We start from the raw sequence: 21493 nt of genomic DNA, 5'->3' as shown, positions 1-21493 counted from the left end.
GGGACGACCGTGCCGCGTCCGGCCCCGCCACCTACCCGGCTTCCGTCATGGCGGCGCGCAGCACGCTCTGGAGATCCTTCAACACGGCTTCGCGATCCTGCTCGCGCAGCGCCAGGTTCAGGCCTGCGGTCACGTGCTGGCCGATGATGAGCAGCCCGACCTCGCGCAAAGCGGCTGTCGCCGCGCGGATCTGCTGGATCTCGTCGAGACAATGCCGGTCCGTCTCGATCATGGCCCGGAGGCCGCGCACCTGCCCCTCGATCCGCCCGAGCCGCCGGATCAGCGGCATGCGCTCCTCCTCGGTCCGGGCGAGGCAGACACGACCTTCGACGACTGTGCCGCTTGTCACCGCTCGACCCCCTCTCTGTTCGGCGCCGCCGCCTCGGGCCGTCGATGGCGCCGGCAGGAAGGTCCGGAAGAGGTGGTGCTCCGGCCGAGCCGGAGCACCGGTCCGTCAGCCGATCTGCTGGGACTGGGCGCCGCTGTCGGGCCGCGCCGGGCCGAGCACCGGCTCCTCGCCCATCGGCTGGTTCTGGACGACGTTGTACTCGCCCTTCCCGTCGAGGGACGGACCCTGCGTCCAGCGCCCGGCCGGGGGCGGCGAGCCGTCCGCCGACGTCGAGAAGAAGTTGTAGTTGAACTTCTGGTTCTCTTCGCTCTGCGGGAAGGAATTCGGGATCGGCAGCGTGCCGGCGTGACCCCCGAATTCCTCGATCACCGCCAGCCATTGCTGCTGGTGCATCGTGTCGCGGGCGATGAGGAAGCTCCACATGTCGCGCATGCCGGGATCGTTCGTGGCGTTATACAGGCGCACCGCCAGGACGCGGCCGGTGCTCTCCGCGGCGACGTTGCAGTACATGTCGGCAGCGATGTTGCCGCTGGCGTAGATGTGGCTCATGTCGAAGGGCAGGCCGTCGGAATTGCCCGGGAAGGCCGCCATGCCGGTGGACAGCAACGTCTTGTGCAGCATGCCCTCGGCGATGTGGCGCGGGTTCTCGCCGCCCATCACGGCCCCGACGATCGCGTCGGCGGCCCCGGCCTCCTGCACCTTGGTCGGCGCGGTCTCGAGGTTCATCGCCACGGCGGTGGCCAGCATCTCGATATGGCCGATCTCCTCGGTGGCCGTATTGAGCAGCATGTCGCGGTACTTGGTGGTGGGCGCACGGTTGCCCCACGCCTGGAAGAAATACTGGAACGCGACCCGGATCTCGCCCTCAATACCGCCGATCGCCTGCTGGAGCATGCGGGCATAGATCGGGTCCGGACTGTCGACCTTGACGGGATACTGCAGTCGCTTGTCGTGATAGTACATGATGTCGGTCCCTCGCGAGAGGCACGGCGCGCTCAAGCCCACCGCACGATCGGCCGCTGAGCCCGTACTCCATGGGAGCATCAGGCCTTGCTCCCTGTTCAACCCCGCCTCACGATGACGGTTCGGTCGATCAGCCTATTTAGAACGATCTGGACGCGGTGGGTTGGATTTTTACCCGATAAATCAATGCTCTTGCGCGTTGAATTTTGATTTTTCCGTGTCCTCGCCGCACGCTCAAATCGATATCACAGGTTGATGCACACAGATATATGTTAGGATTTTACCGCACGGCGCCTTCTCGACCGACTTTAACTTAGATTGCCACGACACAGCGTCCCGTCGTTCATGCGCCACGGCGGAACCGACGAGCACTTGGGAGCCGATGCGCGGAACGGCCAGCGCAGCCACGATCCGGACACACGCGGTCTCGGTCAAGCTTTCAAAGTATTTTGCGAAACAATCGTGCATCAAGCCCTGCATGGAACGCATGTACGGTGGCGTACACATTGATTAATACCGGAGTTGCACGGCGCATAACACGTCCAAAGGAATTGTACCTGGAGATGCGCCGATTTTCATTGGGCTCATGCCCCGGATTGGTGGCTCGCCAACGGCTTGGAGTCCATCGATGCTCACCGTCCAGACCGCCGACTTGGCAGACTTCCTGACGGCCCGCCCGATCGAGCCGGAGAGTTTCGCAAAACTTCACGGCCTCCCGACGCGGGAACGCACGATCCCGAAGCAGCACGACGTGCTGCCGCCCGACACCGACCCGGCGAGCGCCCAGCTCCTGCTGGCCGGCTACGCGGGCCGCTACCGCATGCTGCGGGACGGCCGCCGGCAGATCACCGCCATCCTGGTACCGGGCGACCTCTGCGATCCGGGGGCGGTCCTCGCGCGTCGCTCCGATTACGCCGTCACCGCGCTGACCCGCTGCACGGTGGGAGAGATTCCCCTGTCGCGGATCGCGGTCCTTGATCGCCGCGATCTCGCCGTGGCCCTGGGACACCGCCTGCGCCGCGACGAGGCCATCGCCCGCGAATGGATCGTCTGCCTGGGCCGGCGTTCCGGGATCGAACGGATGGCGCACCTCCTGTGCGAGTTGCGCTGGCGGCTCGCGGTCATGGGGCTCGCCACGGAGAACGGCTTCGAGATGCGCATCACGCAGAACGATCTCGCCGACGCCCTCGGCCTCACCCCGGTGCACGTCAACAGGGTTCTCAAATGCCTGCGCGACGGCCAGCTCATCCAGCTGAAGGGGGGGCGCCTGACCCTGCTCGACCGCCCCCGCCTGGAACGCCTGGCGCAGTTCGATCCGGCCTATCTGGAGATCGGAGCGGAGCTCGTCTGACCAAGCCTGCCCGCCGGGCAGGGCCGCGACCACGCGGCCGCGCATCCTCCGGATCGACCGTCGATCGACCCCGCGCCGATCCGGACACCATCCTGCAGGAGCGGGTCCTGAGGGCCGCTCTCGTCGGAGCCGGAGGTTCCGCCCGGCCGTTACAGGAGTCCGGTTCGCCGGGCCAGCATCACGCCGAAGGCGAGGCAGGCGGCGAGGCTGACCGCCAGCATGGCGACGTTCGTCCAGAACCGGACCGGCCGGCTGGAGCCGTCGATCCCGCTGGCGCGCAACCGCACCCACGGCACGTAGAGGTAGAGCGCGATCACGGTCAGGATCAGGAACGCGAAGGTGGCGACCCGCCCTGTGCCGAGGGCGGCCAGAGCCAGCGCGGCCCATCCGAGGACGAGGCCCAGCATTGTGAACAGGGCTGTCGAGTTCACGGTCGTACGATTCCTTCGGCGGCAGGACGGTGTGCGACAGGTCCCGTCACGATGTCCCCGGCCTCGGCCGCGGCTACGATCAGATCGGAGACGATCCGGCTGCGGCGCGGGAGGCTGGAACGCTCGACCTTCTTCTTGCCCATCACGGATATTCGGAATCCTGCCTGTTCCCGGCCTTCCCCGACCTCGTCCATCCGATTGTTCGACCCCGCTTCTTCTATACGCGGGGTGGCGACTCGACCAGAACCGGCATGCGATGAGGCCGGCCGGGGCGACGGCACGCAGCTTCGCCTCCGTCGGCTCGCGATCGTCAGGCTTGGCCGGGAAACACGCGCGAGACAGTGAGGCCGGATCATCGTTGCATGACGCTACCAGCAGCACAAATTCTCGGAGTCACGGCGTGCGCCGCGGCCGCATCGATCATCTACCTGATGAGCCTCATGCACGCCGTCCGCTCGGAGGGCGGCTGTCGGCGCGGCGAATGAAGCCGCCGACCCGACCGTGACGAGCGTCTGACCGGATCGACGGACACGACGACGCGGGCCCAACACGCCTCATGGGGCGCGACGGGGCGCGATGGGTCGCGGGCGAGACACGGTCGCCTCGCCGCAGTCTGGTCATCCGGCGTTCGGCCTCGCCCGCGTCGGCTGTTCCGGACTCTCCGTCCCGACGCCATCGGCGGGCCAGCCGCGTTCAGGCGTGCACCGGCGCGCCGGGCCGCCTTGTTGAAGCGCGCGGGCGACGCTTCCGCGCTGCCGGCGCAGGCTCCTCATCCGGAAGCAGATCCGTGAACGGTACGGTGAAGAGCAGGCGGTGGTCGGCATCCGCCACGGCGAACCGGTAGCTTTTGAGCTGCGGGTTGCGCTCACAGTCGCCGGCCGAGGTAAAACCCGCGCCGTGGCGTGCGAGCGCCAGGGCGGCGGTGTCATCGGAGCAGTCCAGACCCTGATAATCCAGACAAACCACCCCACGCGGCGATTGCACGTCGAAGAAGTAGTGCGGCACGGGTTTCCTCCGCGCCCCCTGGTCGATCGGCGTTGCCGGCATCTGTTCTTGTTGGGGGAAGTGTCGCACCGTTCGGTGCGCGTGTCATCAGCAGCGCGCAGATCCGGGATCGTCCTGCCGCGATGGCGTGTGTGGACGACCGGGACGCCCGTCGCGATTTCAGCCGACCGGCAGCCCGGTCCCTCTGCAGGGCGGCCCTGGCCGCCGTCGGACCATCGCCGCGTCAGCTGACACCGCGCGATCAAGAGGAGCGTCAGAACACGGCGTGGTCGCCACGCTCGGCGACCGCCTCGCCGCGGATCACGCGCGCGTAGTAGTCGAACAGCGTTTCCGATCCCGTCGCCGGGGTGGCGTGCGCGTCGTACTGCCCGGTCGCCGGGTTCAGCACGAGCATGGACTCGGTCGCGTAGTAGCGGCCGATCCGCGCGAGTTCGGCCTTGGCCGCCAGGACCGGCACCCACCGTCCGATCGCCGCCAGAACGATGACGATCACATCGAGCAGCCTCACCGGGACGTGCGTGAAGCGCGGTTCGCGCCCGAGCAGGGCGAAGAGCCGCTCGCCCTGCGCCTTCGGGGTGATCGCCTCCCCCGGTCCGCCGATCGGCAGCACGCGGTTGCGCCGCTCCTCGTCGTCGAGGCACGCCGCGAGGTAGCGGCCCAAATCGTCGTCACTGATCGGCTTGCAGGCTGTCAGGGTGCCATCGCCGAAGACCAGGAACGGCTTGCCGCGCTTCAGGCGCTCGATCTGCCCCGAGAGCGATTTGAAGAAGGCCGTCGGCCGAACGATCGTGTAGTCGAGCCCGGACTCGGTCAGCACCGCCTCGAAGGCAAGCTTGGCCCGCTGGAAGGCCAGCATCGGCTTCTGGACGCAGATCGCCGAGAGGAGCACGACGTGCGTCACACCGGCTGCCCGGCCCACGTGCAGGGCGTTGACCTGCGCAGCGTAATCGATCGCCCAGGCGTCGTCGGGCAATCCGGTGCGCGACGCGAGGCACGACACCAGGACGTCGAACGCCTCGCCGCAGACGCCGTCGCGCGCCAGGGACAGCGGGTCGGTCAGATCCACGATCCGTTCGGTCGCGCCGGCCGGGAGAGCGGTGTCGGCGGAGCGTCTGACGAGGCAGACGACCGCATGACCGCGTGACACCAGCGCCCGCACGGTCGCCCGGCCGATTGTGCCGGTCGCCCCCAGAACGAGGACGCGGCGCGGTCCTGCGCCGGCCTGCCGGCCCTTGGCCATGGTCACCTCATCCCAACCCGTCGCCATCCTAGCGCGACGGCAACGCTTGCGCTGCCCGGGCGTCCGGCAGACGCTGCAGAGTCCCGAGTGCCCGAGGATTGCACGAGCGGGCGGACCGACGCTGTGCGGACGGTCTCATCAGACATGCGCATCGCAGCCGGACATGAGGCGCGCCGTGCCCGACGCGACCGACGACAGGCGTGACCGCTCCTGGACCAAGGGCCTCGAACCGTCGTCTCCTGCATCCCGGCCCCTGCATCCGGGGCCATGACGGCCGGGTCTGCGCCACCGTTGCGGCGCTGGGTTGACCGAAGATCCTCGATTGAGGGCTCAGGACAACAAGCCGTCCGCTAGATCATGGATTGAGGTGAGGAAAACTGGTGCTGCGAGAGAGGATTGAACTCTCGACCTCTTCATTACCAATGAAGTGCTCTACCACTGAGCTACCGCAGCAGGTGACCAGGGCGCCCCGAGAGGGGCGTGTCCGTCCGGCCGAGTGGGGCCATAACGGATCGTCGCCGCGTTGGCAACGCCGCGATGCGCATCCACACGCGCTTTACGTGCGGCAGGCCGCGCGGATGATGGCGGCGAGGCCCGGCTCCGAGACCGCCTCGGCGGCCTCGGCGGGCGTGAACCAGCGCAGCTCGCGCTGGTGCTCCTCCGGGAAGTGCTTGAGCTGCTTGCGCACCTTGAGCGGGAAGACCTTCACCTGGCACAGGACGGCGTCGAGGTTCTTCAGGCGCTTCTGGTAGAGGTAGTGGCCGATCGGTCGCTTGCCGACCGCGCCGCGCAGGCCCGCCTCCTCGAAGGCCTCGCGGGCGGCCGCCTGGAACGGCTTGCGGCCCTTCATCGGCCAGCCCTTGGGGATGACCCAGCGGCGGCTCTCCCGCGACGTCACCAGCAGGACCTTCAGCGTCCCGTCCCGGCCGAGCCGGAACGGCAGCGCGCCGACCTGCCGCCGCGGCTCGCCGTCGTCGTCGGGGATCATCACGGCCGCACCGCGCGGCGGCTGATCCAGGCCGGACCCGATCGGGCCCGGCGCCTTTCCGGAGCATGAGCAGGGAGGCGGATGATCAAGTCCTCGGTCGGCGTCGTCTGGCGCAAGCTACACGGTGAAGCCGAACCAACAACTATCGATAACCGAACACTGTGACACGAACAGGAGTTTTCCGGTCCCGAAGGTGCCGGAAACGCGCGCATCACCGCAGGACCGGCCGGCGTCGGGCGGCGGTCACCCGGTCCTGCGCACGGCCTGCCCGCCGCCGGAGGGCGGCAGGGCCGCCGCCGCCATCCCGGCCGAGATGGGATCGGTCCCGGCGGCAGCCTTGTCGCCCGGCTTAACCTCTGCAGCGGACGGGGCGATGACCGGAAGCGGCGCGGCCGGGCTCCCACCCTTCGGCGGCGCGGTCTCGACCGGGCCGGCCGGGACCAGAACAGCGTCGGCCGCGTCGGGCTCCGGCTCGACGGCGGTCTCGGGGGCCGCCAGGGTGCTCGGCGGCGCGCGCCACTCGAAGGCGTCGAGACGCCCGGTGACCGGCGAGACCGGGGCCCAGGTCTCGGAGGCGACGTTGTCGGCGATCCAGAGGGCATCGCGCGGCGCGCGCGCGGCGCGGGCGAGCCATTCGCGGGCCTGCCCGGACGCGGCGCCGTGCTCGGCCTCCTCGATCGCCGCCATCAGCAGGCAGGCGCGGGCGGTCGGCCGATCGGCGAGCAGAGGCTTCACGGCCTCCCGAGCCCGCTTGTAATCCCGCGCGTCGAGGGCGGCCTGCCCCAGGGCGAGGCGGGATTCCGGATGCCAGACCGACAGCTTGGCCAGCACCTCGGCCCGGGCGAGGCGGTCGCGGACCGAATCGCCGGTGCGCAGGCCGAGATAGGTCTTGGCGAGATCGGGATGCGGATTGGCCTTCCAGGCTGCCTCCACGATCCGGGCCGCCTTCTTGACGTCGCCGCGGCGGGCGAGGAGGCGGCCGGCGATGCAGGCGGCCGGCACGAGGTCCGGGGCCAGCTTGACCGCCTGCAGCGCGCGCTCCGTGGCGAGTTCGGGCTCTCCGGCCTCGCGCTCGCCGGCGATCGCCGTCAGCAGCACGGCCCTCTGACGCCGGGCGCTGGCCTTGTCGATCAGGCCGAGCGAGGAGCGCCGCTCGATGGTCTCAAGGGCTGCGCCCCAGTCGCCGTCGGCACTCTGCGCTTCCAGGAGCGCCTCGTTGGCCCAGGTGACGCTCGGGGCGAGGCGGGCGGCCTCGCTGGCGTAGGCGCGGGCGGCGGTCTCGTCCTCGCGCCGCCGGGCCTCCACGAACAGGCCGCGCAGGCCCAGCACCCGCGTCTCCGGGTCGTCGACCATGCGCTGGAAGGCGCTCTCGGCGGCATCCCGGTCACCCGAGATCTGCGCCGCCTGCGCCTTGAGCAACAGGGTCAGGGGCTCGGTGCCGAGGAGCCGCTCGGCATCGCCCGCGAAGCGGCGGGCCGCCAGGGGATCGCCCGAGCCCACCGCCACCATGCCGCGGGACAGGGCCGAGAGGCCCTTGGCGCGGCGGCGCTCGGCGGAGCCCCGGACCAGCACCTCGGGCAGACCGATGACGCCGCGCACGATCGCCCACAGCACGCCAAGGACGATCGCTGCGGCGATCACGCCGACGAGGGCGACCGCCAGACTGGTGCCGATCTGATAGCCGTTCCAGACGACGGTGACGGTGCCGGGCCTGTCGGCGATCCAGACCGCCCCGAAGGCGGCGAGTGCGAGCAGGGCCAGGAAGGCGAGGGCGCGCCACATGGGGTCAGTATCTCCTGTCGGCGGCCGGCGGGCGACCGCCGCTGGGTGCGGGAGGGGCGGAGCGCCGATGCGTCCGCCCGGAGAGATCGCGGCCGCGCAGCGCGCGGATCGGGGCCGTCACCGTCTCAGCGGCCGGCGGCCGCGGCCGGGGTCGGCAGCGCCTTGAAGGCGCCGTCGAGCAGCGTCCGCGCCGCGGTCTCGGCGTCGGCCCGCGCCTTGAGCTTGGCGCCGAAATCGCCGGCCTGCTCCCGCGCCTCGGCCGGCAGCGCCGCGAAGGCGGTTGCGGCCGCCGGGAGGTCGCCGCGGTCGAGGGCCGCCTGGACCTTGGCGGCCGGATCGTCCGACGCCTCCGGCGCCGCCGGGGCATCGACCTTGCGCACCTGAACGAGCCCGTCGGCCATGCTGAGGAGCTTGGTGCGGAAGTCACCGGTCTCGGCCGCGGTCTTGGCGCGCTGCGCCTGTCTCTGGGCGGCGATGCGCTCGGCGATCGGCCGGAAATCCTCGGCCAGCCGGGACGCCGTGGGGGCGCCGGTCTCGGCGAAGGGGGCGAGCGCCTGGGCCTGCGCGTCGGTATCCGGATCGAGCTTGCGCAGGGTCGCCAGCGGCTCCGCGAAGGGCATCCCGGATGCCAGGGCCGCCGCCACGCGGTCGGTCACGACGACCCGGAGGGCGGCCTGGACCGTACCGGCCTCGGCGCGCTGCGCCACGCTCTTGTCGAGCGCCGCGATCTTGTCGGCCTGCTCCTGGAGGCGCCGGTCGACGGCCTTCGCAGCCTCGGCGGCCTGGGTCTGACCGGCCTCGGCGGCGGTGCGGCTGGCCTGGGTCGCGGCCTGCACCGCCTCGGTGGCGGCCTTCACCCGTTCGTCGAGGGCCTGCTGCAGCGAATCGAGGCGCTGGCCCAGGGCCGCGTCGGCCTCGGCACTGGCCTTGGTCTTCTGATCCACCGTGCTCTGCAGCGCGGCGAGCTTCTGCGAGGCGTCGTCGGAGGCGTCCTTGTTGGCGCCGCTCGCCTCGACGGCCTTCAGGCGCGCCTCAAGATCGGCGAGCTGCTTGCCGCTCTCCTGGACCGCGTTGAGCTTGGAACCGGCGGCCTGGTCGCGGCCGGGTTCCTGGCCCGGCTCCTCCTGCAGGGCGGCCACGCGCTGGTCGAGGCTGTCGAGGCGCGCGATCAAGTCCGCCGGAACGGCGGGCGCCTGACCCGAGGCGGACCCGTCCGGCGCGGTCGCAGCCGGAGCGGGGGCGCCGGCGGCCTTGTCCAGCGCCTGCTTGGCGCTCGACTCGGCGGCGGCGACCCGCTTGTCGAGGGCGGTCAGCGCATCGCGCGAGGGGAGCCCGTCGAAGCGTTTGTCGAGGGCCGCGATCTGGCCCGAGAGCTTCTGGTCGAGGGCGTCGAGGCGCGGATCCGGTCCGATGCCGGCCTTCTCGGCGCCGAACAGCAGGCCCGCGCCGATCACTCCGCCGAGCAAGCCGGCGGCCGCGAGGGAGCCGAAGCCGGCCCGGGCCCGGCCGGGGGCGGCCGCCCCGCGCGTCGCGCTGTCGGCCGCGGCCGGGATTGGCCCCCTCGGCGGCTCCTTCCTGTCCGCCGCAGAGTCCTTGGCCGTGTCCTTGGCCGGGTCCTTCCCGGAGGTCGGGGAATCCGGGATGCGCTTGGCCTTCATGTCGATGATCGGCCCCGCCGTCACCGCGCCGGCCGCCACCGTGCCGGCGGCGCCCGAGGCCGGTCCGCCTGGACGGGCCCCGGTTTGGGGCCCTGGGCCAGTCTGGCCCGCCTTCGGAGGCTCGGCCTTCGGATCCGACGTGCCGGGCCCCGCCTTTGCGCCGAAAGCCGACGATGCGGCGGAGGCCGTCGGGGATGCGGTCGTCGAGGATGAGGCGGTCGTCGAGGATGAGGCCGTCGCGTCCGTCCTGGCCGTCGGCCCCGACGAGCCCGTGAGACCGGTCTTCGGCGGCTCCGTCTTCGTTTCGGTCTTGGCGGGCTCGGCTTTGATGCCGTCCGGCTTGATGGCGGCCGGCTGGGCAGCCGGCGCGGCCGACGGCCTCGGGCCGCTGGCGTTGGCACCCGGCCTTCCGGCGTCCGGCCGCGCGTCAGACGTGCCGGGCTTGGCGGCGACCACCGGATCGGTCGCCGGCCGGGGCGGCGTCCCGGATCCTTGCCCAGATCCTTGCCCGGCGCCTTGCCCGGATCCCTGCGGCGCATTCGCGGCCGGACCGGGTGTGCCAGGCTTCCCGCCGCCGGTCGCGGCCGACGACGTGGACGCCGACGACGTGGACGCCGTGGCGCCGGCCGGTCGGGCCATGGTCCCGGACGGGTTGGGTTGGCCCGGCTTCCCGGGCGCGGAATCGGGCTTCCGGCCGCCGGATCCGGGCTTGTCGACGTCGCTGGGCGGTGGCGTCACGGGCAAGTCCTCCAACTTTTCGGCGTCGCCGCGTCCCCCTAGCATCGCGGCGGCGCCGAGCGCGAGGGCGAGATACGGCGGCTCGCGCTCCCTGTCACCGCACCCTTAGAGGGGGTGCGGCCCGAGAGCGTCGAGCAGTTCCGCTTCGCGCGGGCGGGCCGCGACGAAATGGACCGGGACGCCGGCCGCTTCCAGGGCCGCGGCGACATCCACCGATAGGCAGTAATGCCTCAACCCGCGGAAAGCTCCGCCGTGACCTGCGGCTTCCGCCAACGCCAGGGCGACGGCGGCGCTGCGCCGGGAGTAGTGGAGGGCGGCCTCGAGGCGTCCGCCGGCCAGGGCGCCGTCGACGGCGGCCGGCAACCGGGACAGTGCCTCCGCCGCGTAGGCCACGAGGGTCGCGACCCGGAAGCCGGCCGCCGTCAGCGTCGCGGTCGGCTCGTCCTTGCGCTCGGCTCCGGCGGCGTGGAGCAGGCGCGCCCCGGGCGGAAGCGTATCGGCCACCAGGGCGGCAAGCCCGGAGCCCTCCCCCGGACCCTCCCGCACGGGGCCAAGCCCGGCCCGGGCCGCCAGGGCGGCCGTCCGGGCGCCGACGGCGAAGACCGGCAGGCCGCGCAGCGCCGGTTCGTCCTGCAGGACCGGCACCGCGTTGGCACTGGTGAGGAGCAACGCGTCGAAGGGGCCGGCGGGCGGGGCGGCACCGGTGGGCCGCACCACCAGGACCGGGGCGATCAGGGGCGCGTGGCCCCGCGCCGCGAGAGCGGCGCCGGAGCGCGTCGCACCGGGCTCGGGCCGCGCGACCCAGACGCGCAAGACCTCAGCCTTCCAGCGTCAGGCGCACGCCGTGGCGCGCCTCGGCACCCGGGGCGAGCAGGCGCTGCGAATCGCGCTCGGTGAGCGGGCCGGCGAAATCCGCCCAGTCGGCGTAGCCGGTCCAGCATTCGAGCGACAGGAACGGCGCCGTCGGCTTGGTCCAGACGGCGAGGTGCGGGAAATCCGCCATCTCCATGCGGATCGCCTTTCCGGGCCCGGTAAAGCGCATCCGGCGGCTGCGGGCGTTCCGGAACACGAAGGCCTCGGTGAAGAGCGCCGGATCGAGGGGCAGGGTGTCGCCGGCGAGCGGGATCGGCTGCTCGTCGCGCAGCAGCAGGCCGCCGGGGCCGACCTGCGGGGCGAACGGGCGCTCCGCGTGCTCGAACGCCACCGCGTAGCCGCCGTCCCGGGCGCGCGTGCCGCCCGCGAACGGCCAGGGGAAGGCCGGATGGAACCCGAGCGCGTAGGGCAGGGGGCCATCCCCGGTATTGGCCACGGTCACGTCGAGATCGAGGCCGGCCGGGCGGACCCGGGCGGCGACGTCGAGGCGGAAGGCGAAGGGATAATGCGCCCGGGTCTCCGGCCCGTCGGTGAGGCGCAGCGTCACCGCGTCGGCGCTCTGCGCGACCACCCGGAACGGCAGGTCGCGAGCGAAGCCGTGCTGGCCCATCGGGTAGCTGTCGGACCCGACCCGCACCTGCCCGCCCGCCGAGGCGCCGACCACCGGGAAGAGCCAGGGAGCGTGGCGGTTCCAGTGCGCCGGGTCGCCGCTCCAGAGGTACTCGGCCCCGCCGACCCGCCAGGAGACCGGCTCGGCCCCGTGCGTGGCGAGCGCGGCCGTGGTGCCGTCCGGGGCGGTCAGGTCGATGCGCGCGCTCACAGGTTCCTCCCGGTCCTCTCGATGAGCCGAGGTAACGGAGGCGGGGCGGGGGGCAAGGGGCCACGCATCAGGTCGCTCATCGCGCCGATTCACGCCGCCGTGCCGAGCCCCGGCAGAACCACCGCGGGCGGCCCGGAGGCCACGAGCCGCCCCGCCTCCAGCACGTGGACCGCGTCGGCGGCCTCCAGGGTCGAGAGGCGGTGGGCGATCAGGATCAGGGTCCGCCGGCCCGCCAGCGCCTGGAGCGCCCGCATCACGGCCCCTTGCGTCTCCTCGTCGAGGGCCGAGGTCGCCTCGTCGAACACGATCACGTCCGGATCGTGGTAGAGCGCCCGGGCGATGCCGAGGCGCTGGCGCTGTCCGCCCGAGAGGCGCGCCCCGCGCTCGCCGACCCGCGCGCCGTAGCCGTGCGGCAGCGCCGTGACGAAGTCGTGGGCGCCCGCGAGCCGCGCCGCGCGCTCGACGGCGGCGCGATCCGGCGCGTCGATCCCGAGGGCGATGTTCTCCGCCACCGTGCCGTCCACCAGGAACACGTCCTGCGGCACGTAGCCGATGCGGTTCTGCCACGCCGGCAGGGTCCCGGCCTCGAGGGCGCGCCCGTCCACGGTGATCCGCCCCGCGCCCGGGCTCAGGACCCCGAGGATCAGGCCGGCGAGCGTCGACTTGCCCGAGCCCGTCCGGCCGGCGAGCCCGACCGTGGTGTGGACGGGGATCGTCAGATCGATGCCGGAGAGGGCCGGCCGGCCGGTGCCGTAGTCGAAGCCGATCCCTTCGAGCCGGATCTCCCGCGCGAAGGGCAGGCGCTCCGCGGTGCGGGGCAGGGGGGTGCGCTCGTCGGCGAGTTCGTCGACGATCACCCGCACCGCCGGCAGGGTGAAGCGCATCAGCGCCACCGAGGTGAAGATGTTCTGGAAGGCCGGCAGCATGCGGTAGCCCGCGAAGGCGAACAGGCCGAGCAGCGGCAGGATCCCGGCGACGTCCAGCCCCTGGGCCAGCGCGAACAACACCACCACAATCACGCCGCCGAAGGCGAGGGCCTCGATCACGAAGCGCGGCATCTGGCCGGTGAGCAGGCTCGCCGCCGTGGCGACCGCGTAGGCGCGGGCCGGGGCGTCGAACCGGCCCGCGAAGGCCTCGGCCCGGCCGTAGAGCTTGAGTTCGGTGAGCGCCCCGAAGGTCTCCTGGACGATCCGGAAGCGGGCCTCGTTGTCGGCGACCGTGCGCGCCCCCAGCCGCGCGAGCCGCGCCCGCATCACGAGGTAGATCCCGACATAGAGCCCGCCGAAGCCGCCGCCGAGGATCAGCGCGAGCTGCGGCGCGTAGGCCAGCAGGAACGCGATCACCGCCAGCGCCGAGCTCGCCCGCGAGGCCAGCACGGTGGCCGGGGTGAGGGCGCCCACCACCAGCCGGTCGGTCTCGGAGAGCACGTTCTTGGCGAGCTCGGCGCTGTTGGCCCGCGTGAAGAACAGCCGCTCGCGGTCGAGGTACCGGAACAGCAGGCGCCGGCTGAAGCCGTAGCCCGCCAGATGCGTGAACCGGAGCTGCGCGTAGGTCAGCCCGGCATTGACCAGCGCGGTGACGAGGATCGCCACCAGGGCGGCGGCGCCGGTCGCCAGCAGGAAGCCGCGCTCGTCGGTCAGCCCGAGGAGCGCCCGCGCCTGGACCAGGTAGGGGATGCGGGTCGCCGCCGACGGGTCGCCCACCAGCGTCAGGAACGGGATCACCGAGGCGACGCCGACCACCTCCAGCAGCGCCGCCACCGCCAGCCCGAGGGCGATGAGCGCCAGCCGTCGCCGGTCGGGCGCCCGCATGGCGCGGACGAGGTCGATCAGCGCACGCATCGGATCGAGGGGTGAGGCGGGACGGGTCGCATGGCCGGGCCGGGCTTAAGGGTGCCGTCCCGGCCTGTCCACGCCGGGCTCAGTCGAGCTTCCTGAGGGAGGCGAGATCCACGTCGCCGGTCTGGCTTGTGAAGGTCAACGTCTTCGCGCGCCCATCCGCCTGCGCCACTCCGCCGATCCGGTGATCGCCGCTGTCGTAGGTCGAGACCTGACCGTCGCGCTCGATCAGCAGCCGGTTCTTGTCCGGGAAGACGGCGTATTTCATGCCGTTCTGGGCGCCGCTGGTGGAGGGTTCCCCAAGATTCTTCGGCCACCAGGGCTCCGCGCCCTTCATCGGTTCCATGGGCTTCATCGGTTCCATGGGCTTCATCGGCTCCATAGGCTTCATGGGTTTCATCGGCTCCACGGCACGCACTCCCGCCTCGCGAAAGACAGGAGGACGCGGCAGGGCGGGAAGGGTTGCATAGCGTCGAACCCGTCCCGGCCCGGATCACAGCATCGGCCGCTCGCGCACCTGACCGTCGAAGCCCACATGGAGCTGGCGTTCGCGCCCGTCCCGGTCCTTGGCGGCGACCTCCAGATGGCGCGGCCCGCGGCCGGTGATGCGCACATCGCTGTAGCCGGCCGCCTGGACCGAGGCTGTCAGGCCCGCCAGATCGGGCTTCGGCCCGAGGCCGATCCGATCCTTCGCCCAGTCCAGGCTGCCCATCGGCGGGCCGCCGGCCGGCCCGAGCAGGTTGGTGCGCCCGTCCCCGTGGGTCAGGACCCGGGCATGCAGGAAGCCGGTCTCGAACCGCCCCTGGACGGTCACGGTCTCGTCCTTGGCGACGAGACCGCCGCCCTCGCCTTCGCGGCCGGTCTCCACCAGGGCCCGGCCGGTCCCGTCCTGGACCACGAACTTGTTGCCGAAGATCTCGGCGACCTCGCCCTTGACGGCGGTCGCCCCGGAGGGGGCCAGGGCCTGGATCGCCACGGGCGCCACGGGCGTCGGCTGGAACGCCGTGCCCTGGGCCAGGGACAGGCCCACGGCGCCGAGCAGCAGTGGGGCCGCCACCGCGCCCACCACCCAGGTCCGGCGGGGGATCGGGGGCCGCCGCGGACCGGCCGCATCACGACCCGGCTCGGGGATCTCCCGGGCCGTGCCGTCGATGGTCTTGTCGTTCGTCGTCTTGTCGTCCGTCATGGTGTGTCGCCTCTGAAGGGTCCGGATCCGCTCGATCCGTGGCCCCTTGGTACGGCGGCGTCGCCAATCCGGTCTGAACCGCCCGGTTCAGGCCCGGTTAAACCCGGCCCCGTAGACCGCGTCCGGCGGAACCCGTGCCGCCTCAACGATTTGGCGGCAGGCGCTGAGGCAGGCCGGCAGATCGGCGCCCACGTGCCATCGGCTTAACAGGCGACGTGAAGACACGGCTATAAATTTCTTTTTAAATTGGATTTTCCACGGTTTTTGTTGGGCACGGTGCGCTCCGGCGGGGTTCGATTCCCGGCTTCGAAGGCCGGGCGGGGGAGACGGGACGGGTGAAGATCCTGCTGGTGGAGGACGATGCGGCGCTGGCCGCCGAAGTGGCCAAGGTCCTGCGCGCGGAGAACTTCGTGCTCGACCAGGCCGCCACCGGCGAGGACGCCCAGCATCTCGGCGAGACGGAGGGCTACGACGCCGTCGTGCTCGACCTCGGCCTGCCGAAGGGCGACGGCGTCTCGGTGTTGCAGGCCTGGCGGGCGGCCGGTCGGACGCACCCGGTGCTGGTTCTCACCGCCCGGGACGGCTGGAGCGACAAGGTCGCGGCCTTCAAGGCCGGCGCGGACGATTACCTCGTCAAGCCGTTCCGCGTGGAGGAGCTGGTGATCCGCCTGCGCGCCCTGGTGCGCCGGTCCCAGGGGGGCGGGGCGAGCCGGCTCGCCTGCGGTCCGCTGAGCTTCGATCCCGGGCTCGGAGCCTTCGAGCACGAGGGCCTGCCGCTCAGGCTCACCGGCCTCGAATGGCGGGTCCTGTCCTGCCTGATGCTCAACCGCGAGACGGTGGTGCCGCGCCTCCACCTGATCGAGCGGGTCTACGAGGGCGACGCCGACGTCGATTCGAACTCGGTGGAGGTGATCATCACGCGGCTGCGCCGGAAGATCGCCCCGGCCCGGATCGAGAGCGTGCGCGGCCACGGCTACCGCCTCCACGCGGACCCCGCCTGATGCCGGAGACGCCGCGCCGCTCGCTCCGCACCCGCCTGCTCGCCGCCGCCCTGGTGCTGGTGCTGGCGGCCCTGGTGGTGGCGGGCCTCGCCATCGGGGTGATCCTGCACCGGTTCGTGCGCGGGCAGCTCGACGGGCGGCTCGACGCCCAGATCGTCGCCCTGCGGGCCGGGCTGGAGGCCGGGATCCTGCCGGGAAGTCTCGACGCGCCGCCCTACGACCGGCCGGGGCCCGGCTGGGCCTGGGAGGTGCGCCGGGGGGCCGAGACGATCCGCTCCGGCTCCCTGCGCGGCGGCGACCTCCGCCTGGCCGATCCGGGGCCGGAGGACGATCCGGGCCGCCCGCATCCGGTCTCGGCCACCGGGCCGCGGGGCGAGCCCCTCGTGGCCCGGGTGCTCACGCTGCCCGGGCCTCAGCCGGCCACGATCGTGGCCGCGGCCCCCGAGGGCGAGTTGCGGGGGCCTTTGCGCGAGGCCCTGACCAGCCTCGCCCTGGCGCTCGGGATCCTCGGCCTCTGCCTCCTCGCCGGGCTGGCGTTCCAGGTGCGCCTCGGCCTCGCGCCGCTGAGACGCCTGCGCCTCGACCTCGCAGAGGTGCGGGCCGGCCGGCGCGAGCGGGTGCCGGCGGAGCAGCCGGCCGAGATCGCGCCGGTGGTGTCGGAACTCAACGCGCTGCTGGATCAGAACGCCCAGAACCTGGAGCGCGCCCGCGGCCACGTCGCCAACCTCGCCCACGCCCTGAAGACGCCGCTCGCCACCCTGTCGATGGCGCTGGCCGAGCCCGCCCGCGATCCGGACGGGGCGCTCCGCCGGCAGGTGGACGACATGGATCGGCGGGTGCGCCACCACCTGCGCCGGGCGCGGGCCGCCGCGCTGGCGGGCTCGGCGCGGAGCCGCACGCCGCTGGCGCCGCGGCTCTCCGACCTGCGCGCGGCGCTGGCGCGGCTCTACGCCGACAAGGGCGTGGCGATCGACCTCGCCGTGCCGGCGGATCTGTCCGTTTCCTGCGAGGGCCAGGATCTCGACGAGATGCTCGGCAACCTCGTGGACAATGCCTGCCGCTGGTGCCGCAGCCGCGTCCGGATCGCGGCCTCCGCCCGGGACGGCCGCGTGCAGGTGGACGTGGAGGACGACGGGCCGGGCCTCGACGCGCAGGCGGCCGCCGCCGTGATGGCGCGGGGCCGGCGCCTGGACGAGGGCGTGCCGGGCCACGGCTTCGGCCTGCCGATCACCCTGGAACTGGCCGAACTCTATGGCGGCGGGCTGAGCCTCGGGCGGTCGGATCTCGGCGGATTGCGGGCGGCGCTGGTCTTGCCGGCGTGATCCGGGACAACCGGAATTACCCGTTTCGCATCGCATCGCATCGCACCGCGCCGTGCGGCGGTCGAGGAGACGGGAGAGGTCGCGAGATGGGACCGGGCAGGCGTACCTCCCGGATCCTGCATATCCGCGGACGGTTGAGCCTCCACCCCGTCGTCCCGGGGCGCCGGAGGCGAGCCCGGGACCCAGCCCCGCCGACGGCGCACATCCCTGGCTCCACGAGGGTTCTGGATCCCGGGCTCCGCCGCGCGGCCCCGGGATGACGGACGTGTCCCCGAAGCGGCCCGGGCAACGGCCGGGTCCGAGCTTCCGCTCAGGAAGCCCCGTTTGTCAGCCCAGCGCTTCCCGCAGGATCGGGCGGATGCGCGGGTCGACGCAGTGGGCGACGTTGAAGCGCATGTAGCCGTTCCAGGCGTCGGACAGGCTGAACGAGGTCCCCGGCGCCAGCACCATGCCCCGGGCGAGCGCCCGGCGGGCGACGTCGGCCCCGTCGCGCCCGTCCGGCAGGCGCATCCACAGGAAGAACCCGCCCCGGGGCTGCGACCAGGGCTCCAGGCCGCAGGCGCGCAGCTCCGCATGGGCCTGGACCATCGCGCCGGCGAGGCGGCGGCGGGTCTCGGCAAGGTGGCGCCGGTAGGCGCCTTCGCTGATCAGCGTGTGCACCAGGGCCGCCGTGACGTGGCCGTTGCCGAGGCTGAGCGCCAGCTTGAGATCCACCAGCGGCTCGACCCAGTCGGACCTGAGCGCGATCCAGCCGCAGCGCGCGGCGGCCGACAGGGTCTTGGAGAAGCTGCCGATCTGGATCACCCGTTCCAACCCGTCGAAGCCCGCGAGCCGCGGAGCCGCCTCGGGTTCGAGGTCGCCGAAGATCTCATCCTCGACGATGAGCGTGTCGTGCGCCTCGCACAGCTTCAGGAGACGATGCGCCACGGTGGGCGCGAGGCTCGCGCCCGTCGGGTTCTGGAGCGCCGCGTTGGTCAGATAGAAGCGCGGACGGTGCTGCTCCAGAAGGGTGGCGAGCGCCCGCAGGTCCGGCCCCTCCGGCGTGATCGGCACGCCGACCACCGCCACGCGCTGGGCGCGCAGCAGCGCCAGGAAGTTGAAGTAGCAGGGATCGTCCACCAGCACGGTGTCGCCGGGCTGGAGCAGGAAGCGGCAGACGAGGTCCAGCGCCTGCGTGGCCGATTCGACCAGCACGATCTGGCCGGGTTCGGCGCCGACGCCCTTCTCGCCGACCTTGCGGGCGATCTGGTTGCGCAGGGGCTCGTAGCCGAGCGGCCGGTCGTAGTTGGTCATCTCGGCGAGGTCGGCCCGGGCCACCCGGCGCAGGCCCCGCCGGATCGCCTCGTGGGGCATCCACGAATCGGGCAGCCACCCGGCCCCGGGCTTGAGCTGGTCGGAGCCGGCCTGCTGCGCCTGCCGGGTGATCCAGAGCGGGTCGACGATCCGGTCGAGCCGCGGCCCCATCGCCTGGAGCGAGAGCGGCCGCGTCTTGCCGGCGACGTAGAAACCCGAACCCGGACGGGCCACCACCGCCCCCTCGGCGGCGAGGCGCTCGTAGGCTTCCACGACGGTGGATTTCGAGACGCCCATCGTGTCCGCGAAGGCCCGGACCGACGGGATCCGGACGCCGGGAACGAGGCGCCGCGCCGCGATCCGCTCGCGGATCTCGCCGACCACGGCCTCGACGCGGGTCCCGGGGCTCCTGATTGCGACCGCCATCCGTACTGCTCGCTAGACCGGACAATTCTTCGGAACCGTACCGAAGTGTTCCTGTCGCCGCCAGCCCCGCGGGATCAAGGTCCGCTGGCCCCGGAGAAACGGAGGAGGGGATCATGGACCAGTGCCTATCCGAGACCGCCGGAACGCGGCCGCCGTGGATCGCCCGGTTGGCCGCGCACGCCGCCGCGTTCGGCGCCGCGGTGCGGGCCTGCCTGTCGCGCGCCGCCATGAACCGGCGCGTGCTGCAGCGGCTCTCGACGCTGTCGGAGCGCGAGTTGAAGGATATCGGGCTGACGCCGCAGGACGTGGCGGATGCCTGCGCGCCCGGCACTGGCGATGCGATTGACCTGCTTGTCGGCCGCCGCGACGAGCGCCGGCATGCGCGGGCGGCATGGCGCTGGTGACGGCACGGGCGGGATCGTAGGATCCGCCCATGACGCTGCGCGACGTGCTGGCCGCCCTCCTGGTGGTCACGATCCTCGGTTTGGCCTTCGTGGCCATCAAGGCCGGCCTGGAGACGGTCCCGCCGCTGATGCTGTGCGCCCTGCGCTTCGCCTTCGCGGCGGTGCCGGCGGCGCTGGTGATCCGCCCGCCCCGCGCGCCCGGCGTGCTGGTGGCGGCGTTCGGGCTCGCCCTCGGCATCGGCCAGTTCGGGCTGCTGATGACCGGCATCCGCCTCGGGATGCCGGCCGGGCTGTCGTCGCTGCTGATCCAGATCCAGGCGCCGTTCACCGTGGCCCTCGCCTGGGCAGTGCTGGGGGAACGCCCTCGGGCGCTTCAGGTGCTGGGCGGCGCGGTCGCGCTCCTCGGCGTCGTCGCGGTCGCGCTCGGGCGCGGCGGGGCCGCACCGCTGGGGCCCCTGCTGTTGGTCGTCGGCGCAGCCCTGGGCTGGGCGAGCGCGAACATCATCGTGAAGCGGATCGGCCGGGTCGACATGCTGGCGCTGATGGTCTGGGGCAGCCTCGCCACCACGCCGCCGCTCATCCTCCTGTCGCTGATCGTGGAGGGCCCCGCCGCCCTCGCGGCGCTGACGCACCCGAGCTGGGCGGCGATCGGATCGGTCGCCTTCCAGGCCTATCCGACGACGCTCCTGGCCTTCGGTCTCTGGAACCGCCTCCTGACCCGCTATCCCGCGGCGACCGTCACGCCCTTCGCGCTGCTGGTACCGGTGGCGGGGATCCTGAGCACGCACATCGTGCTCGGCGAGCCGCTGAGCGCCGACATCCTGACCGGCGGCGGCCTGATCCTGACGGGGATTGCGCTGAGCCTCCGGGGCGGGCGGCGGTCGGGCTCCGTCGGCGCTTCGCCGGCCGAGACGGTGCCGCCGGCGACGGCAGCATGATCGCGAACCCGCGGGCTCGGCCGATCCGCACCGGTTTCCGCGGTACCCCGGAGCCAGATGCAGCGATGCCGCCTCTCACGCGAGACGGGCAGGCCTGATCGTGAAGGAAGGACGTGGCGCGGGCGACGGGGCTCGAACCCGCGACCTCCGGCGTGACAGGCCGGCACTCTAACCAACTGAGCTACGCCCGCACGGCGTGGTCGCCTCGAAGGGGCGTTTCGCCCGGCGACGGGGCGGGGTTTATGGGCGGCTTCGGGACCTGTCAAGCGCATCCGGCAGGGATTCGGCCGGAGCACGGCCGGCGGGCCTGCGCGCTTCCGTCGTGTTGCAGGCATGCCGCCCATTCCCATTTCAGGGGAGCACTGACAGCGCGCTTTGTGCGACGCGACAAGCCATTGTCACGGGCCGGCGGCTCGACTAAGCCTCCGGCCGCGCGCATCCTGGCATAAGAACAATTCCACGGGCGAGACCGGGTCGGCGTCGCACCGCGGTTTCTCACGCCCTGCGAGGCCCTGGCATGACCGGATTGTTGGCGGATTACCTGCCGCTCATCGTGTTCATCGGCGTGGCGCTGTTCATCGCCACGGCTCTGCTGGTCGTGCCCTTCATCGTGGCCTTCAAGAGCCCCGATCCGGAGAAGCTCTCGGCCTACGAATGCGGGTTCAACGCGTTCGACGACGCCCGCATGAAGTTCGACGTGCGGTTCTACCTCGTCGCCATCCTGTTCATCATCTTCGACCTCGAGGTCGCGTTCCTGTTCCCCTGGGCGATCACCTTCGGGGATCTGGGCTGGTTCGGCTTCTGGTCGATGATCGTCTTCCTGGGCGTGCTGACCGTCGGCTTCGTCTACGAGTGGCGCAAGGGCGCCCTCGAGTGGGATTGAGCCC

The 21493-nt window shown here is 72.2% G+C and carries 22 protein-coding genes and 2 tRNA genes; 7 read left to right on the top strand and 17 right to left on the bottom strand.

Features of this window, described 5'->3' with window-relative positions; translation table 11 throughout:
- Positions 1–31: 31 nt before the first annotated feature.
- Together ACLBX9_RS03655 and ACLBX9_RS03650 are read right to left on the bottom strand one after the other, a co-directional pair.
- On the bottom strand, positions 32–289 hold the full coding sequence (locus tag ACLBX9_RS03655; protein WP_010686039.1) for a metal-sensitive transcriptional regulator: 258 nt from the start codon (positions 287–289) through the stop codon (positions 32–34).
- Between the two features lie 165 nt (positions 290–454).
- Positions 455–1312 (bottom strand): manganese catalase family protein, encoded by an 858-nt coding sequence (locus ACLBX9_RS03650; protein WP_447717943.1) that lies wholly within the window; start codon positions 1310–1312, stop codon positions 455–457.
- Between the two features lie 628 nt (positions 1313–1940).
- On the opposite strand from ACLBX9_RS03650, the gene ACLBX9_RS03645 reads away from it, so the two are divergent.
- Positions 1941–2663, top strand: coding sequence for a Crp/Fnr family transcriptional regulator (locus ACLBX9_RS03645; protein ID WP_447717942.1), 723 nt, complete (start codon positions 1941–1943; stop codon positions 2661–2663).
- A 149-nt stretch (positions 2664–2812) separates the two neighbouring features.
- On the opposite strand, the gene ACLBX9_RS03640 is transcribed toward ACLBX9_RS03645, so the two are convergent.
- The 8 genes from ACLBX9_RS03640 to ACLBX9_RS03605 all read right to left on the bottom strand — a co-directional run bounded on the left by ACLBX9_RS03640 (position 2813) and on the right by ACLBX9_RS03605 (position 9767).
- The gene (locus ACLBX9_RS03640; protein WP_039894272.1) at positions 2813–3094 is read right to left on the bottom strand and encodes a hypothetical protein; all 282 of its coding nucleotides are present in this window, start codon (positions 3092–3094) and stop codon (positions 2813–2815) included.
- Positions 3091–3237 (bottom strand): hypothetical protein, encoded by a 147-nt coding sequence (locus ACLBX9_RS03635; protein WP_447717941.1) that lies wholly within the window; start codon positions 3235–3237, stop codon positions 3091–3093. The genes ACLBX9_RS03640 and ACLBX9_RS03635 overlap by 4 nt, the downstream gene beginning before the upstream one ends.
- A gap of 550 nt (positions 3238–3787) precedes the next feature.
- Positions 3788–4099: a DUF6894 family protein gene (locus ACLBX9_RS03630; protein WP_010686033.1), complete on the bottom strand. Its 312-nt coding sequence runs from the start codon at positions 4097–4099 to the stop codon at positions 3788–3790.
- 253 nt (positions 4100–4352) lie between these two features.
- Complete coding sequence (locus ACLBX9_RS03625) at positions 4353–5339, bottom strand: NAD(P)H-binding protein (protein WP_447717940.1); 987 nt, start codon at positions 5337–5339, stop codon at positions 4353–4355.
- Positions 5340–5717: 378 nt separating this feature from the next.
- Positions 5718–5792: transfer RNA gene (locus tag ACLBX9_RS03620), tRNA-Thr, on the bottom strand.
- A 103-nt stretch (positions 5793–5895) separates the two neighbouring features.
- Positions 5896–6327, bottom strand: a complete 432-nt coding sequence (locus ACLBX9_RS03615) for an NUDIX hydrolase (protein ID WP_010686031.1) — start codon at positions 6325–6327, stop codon at positions 5896–5898.
- A gap of 243 nt (positions 6328–6570) precedes the next feature.
- Positions 6571–8109, bottom strand: a complete 1539-nt coding sequence (locus tag ACLBX9_RS03610; protein ID WP_010686030.1) for a heme biosynthesis protein HemY — start codon at positions 8107–8109, stop codon at positions 6571–6573.
- A 125-nt stretch (positions 8110–8234) separates the two neighbouring features.
- The gene (locus ACLBX9_RS03605) at positions 8235–9767 is read right to left on the bottom strand and encodes a translation initiation factor 2 (RefSeq protein ID WP_447717939.1); all 1533 of its coding nucleotides are present in this window, start codon (positions 9765–9767) and stop codon (positions 8235–8237) included.
- Between ACLBX9_RS03605 and ACLBX9_RS03600 the strand changes: the two genes are divergently transcribed.
- Complete coding sequence (locus ACLBX9_RS03600; protein ID WP_447717938.1) at positions 9751–10614, top strand: hypothetical protein; 864 nt, start codon at positions 9751–9753, stop codon at positions 10612–10614. The two genes, ACLBX9_RS03605 and ACLBX9_RS03600, sit on opposite strands and share 17 nt — an antisense overlap.
- On the opposite strand, the gene ACLBX9_RS03595 is transcribed toward ACLBX9_RS03600, so the two are convergent.
- The 5 genes from ACLBX9_RS03595 to ACLBX9_RS03575 all read right to left on the bottom strand — a co-directional run bounded on the left by ACLBX9_RS03595 (position 10611) and on the right by ACLBX9_RS03575 (position 15222).
- Complete coding sequence (locus tag ACLBX9_RS03595) at positions 10611–11318, bottom strand: uroporphyrinogen-III synthase (RefSeq protein ID WP_447717937.1); 708 nt, start codon at positions 11316–11318, stop codon at positions 10611–10613. The genes ACLBX9_RS03600 and ACLBX9_RS03595 overlap by 4 nt on opposite strands.
- A gap of 4 nt (positions 11319–11322) precedes the next feature.
- Positions 11323–12198: an aldose 1-epimerase family protein gene (locus tag ACLBX9_RS03590; RefSeq protein WP_447717936.1), complete on the bottom strand. Its 876-nt coding sequence runs from the start codon at positions 12196–12198 to the stop codon at positions 11323–11325.
- Positions 12199–12287: 89 nt separating this feature from the next.
- Entirely contained in the window at positions 12288–14039 is a 1752-nt protein-coding gene (locus ACLBX9_RS03585) for an ABC transporter ATP-binding protein (RefSeq protein WP_447717935.1), read from the bottom strand.
- A gap of 79 nt (positions 14040–14118) precedes the next feature.
- Positions 14119–14400, bottom strand: coding sequence for a hypothetical protein (locus ACLBX9_RS03580; protein ID WP_447717934.1), 282 nt, complete (start codon positions 14398–14400; stop codon positions 14119–14121).
- A gap of 129 nt (positions 14401–14529) precedes the next feature.
- Entirely contained in the window at positions 14530–15222 is a 693-nt protein-coding gene (locus ACLBX9_RS03575; RefSeq protein WP_447717933.1) for a DNA-binding protein, read from the bottom strand.
- Between the two features lie 335 nt (positions 15223–15557).
- Here ACLBX9_RS03575 and ACLBX9_RS03570 point away from each other — a divergent pair, with 335 nt between their 5' ends.
- Entirely contained in the window at positions 15558–16223 is a 666-nt protein-coding gene (locus ACLBX9_RS03570; RefSeq protein WP_447717932.1) for a response regulator transcription factor, read from the top strand.
- A complete protein-coding gene (locus ACLBX9_RS03565; RefSeq protein WP_447717931.1) occupies positions 16223–17545 on the top strand; it encodes a sensor histidine kinase in 1323 nt (440 codons plus the stop codon). The genes ACLBX9_RS03570 and ACLBX9_RS03565 overlap by 1 nt, the downstream gene beginning before the upstream one ends.
- Positions 17546–17872: 327 nt before the next feature.
- On the opposite strand, the gene ACLBX9_RS03560 is transcribed toward ACLBX9_RS03565, so the two are convergent.
- Positions 17873–19264 carry an aminotransferase-like domain-containing protein gene (locus ACLBX9_RS03560; protein WP_447717930.1) on the bottom strand — a complete coding sequence of 464 codons (1392 nt, stop codon included), beginning with the start codon at positions 19262–19264 and terminating at the stop codon, positions 17873–17875.
- 167 nt (positions 19265–19431) lie between these two features.
- On the opposite strand from ACLBX9_RS03560, the gene ACLBX9_RS03555 reads away from it, so the two are divergent.
- Together ACLBX9_RS03555 and ACLBX9_RS03550 are read left to right on the top strand one after the other, a co-directional pair.
- Positions 19432–19668: a DUF1127 domain-containing protein gene (locus tag ACLBX9_RS03555; RefSeq protein WP_447717929.1), complete on the top strand. Its 237-nt coding sequence runs from the start codon at positions 19432–19434 to the stop codon at positions 19666–19668.
- Positions 19669–19697: 29 nt separating this feature from the next.
- Positions 19698–20606, top strand: a complete 909-nt coding sequence (locus tag ACLBX9_RS03550; RefSeq protein WP_010686019.1) for an EamA family transporter — start codon at positions 19698–19700, stop codon at positions 20604–20606.
- 114 nt (positions 20607–20720) lie between these two features.
- Here ACLBX9_RS03550 and ACLBX9_RS03545 read toward each other — a convergent pair.
- Positions 20721–20797, bottom strand: a tRNA-Asp gene (locus ACLBX9_RS03545).
- Between the two features lie 326 nt (positions 20798–21123).
- On the opposite strand from ACLBX9_RS03545, the gene ACLBX9_RS03540 reads away from it, so the two are divergent.
- A complete protein-coding gene (locus ACLBX9_RS03540) occupies positions 21124–21489 on the top strand; it encodes an NADH-quinone oxidoreductase subunit A (protein WP_010686018.1) in 366 nt (121 codons plus the stop codon).
- Positions 21490–21493: the final 4 nt, after the last annotated feature.

This window comes from Methylobacterium sp. A49B (assembly GCF_053346215.1).
This window is presented reverse-complemented; position numbering and strand designations above follow the sequence as displayed.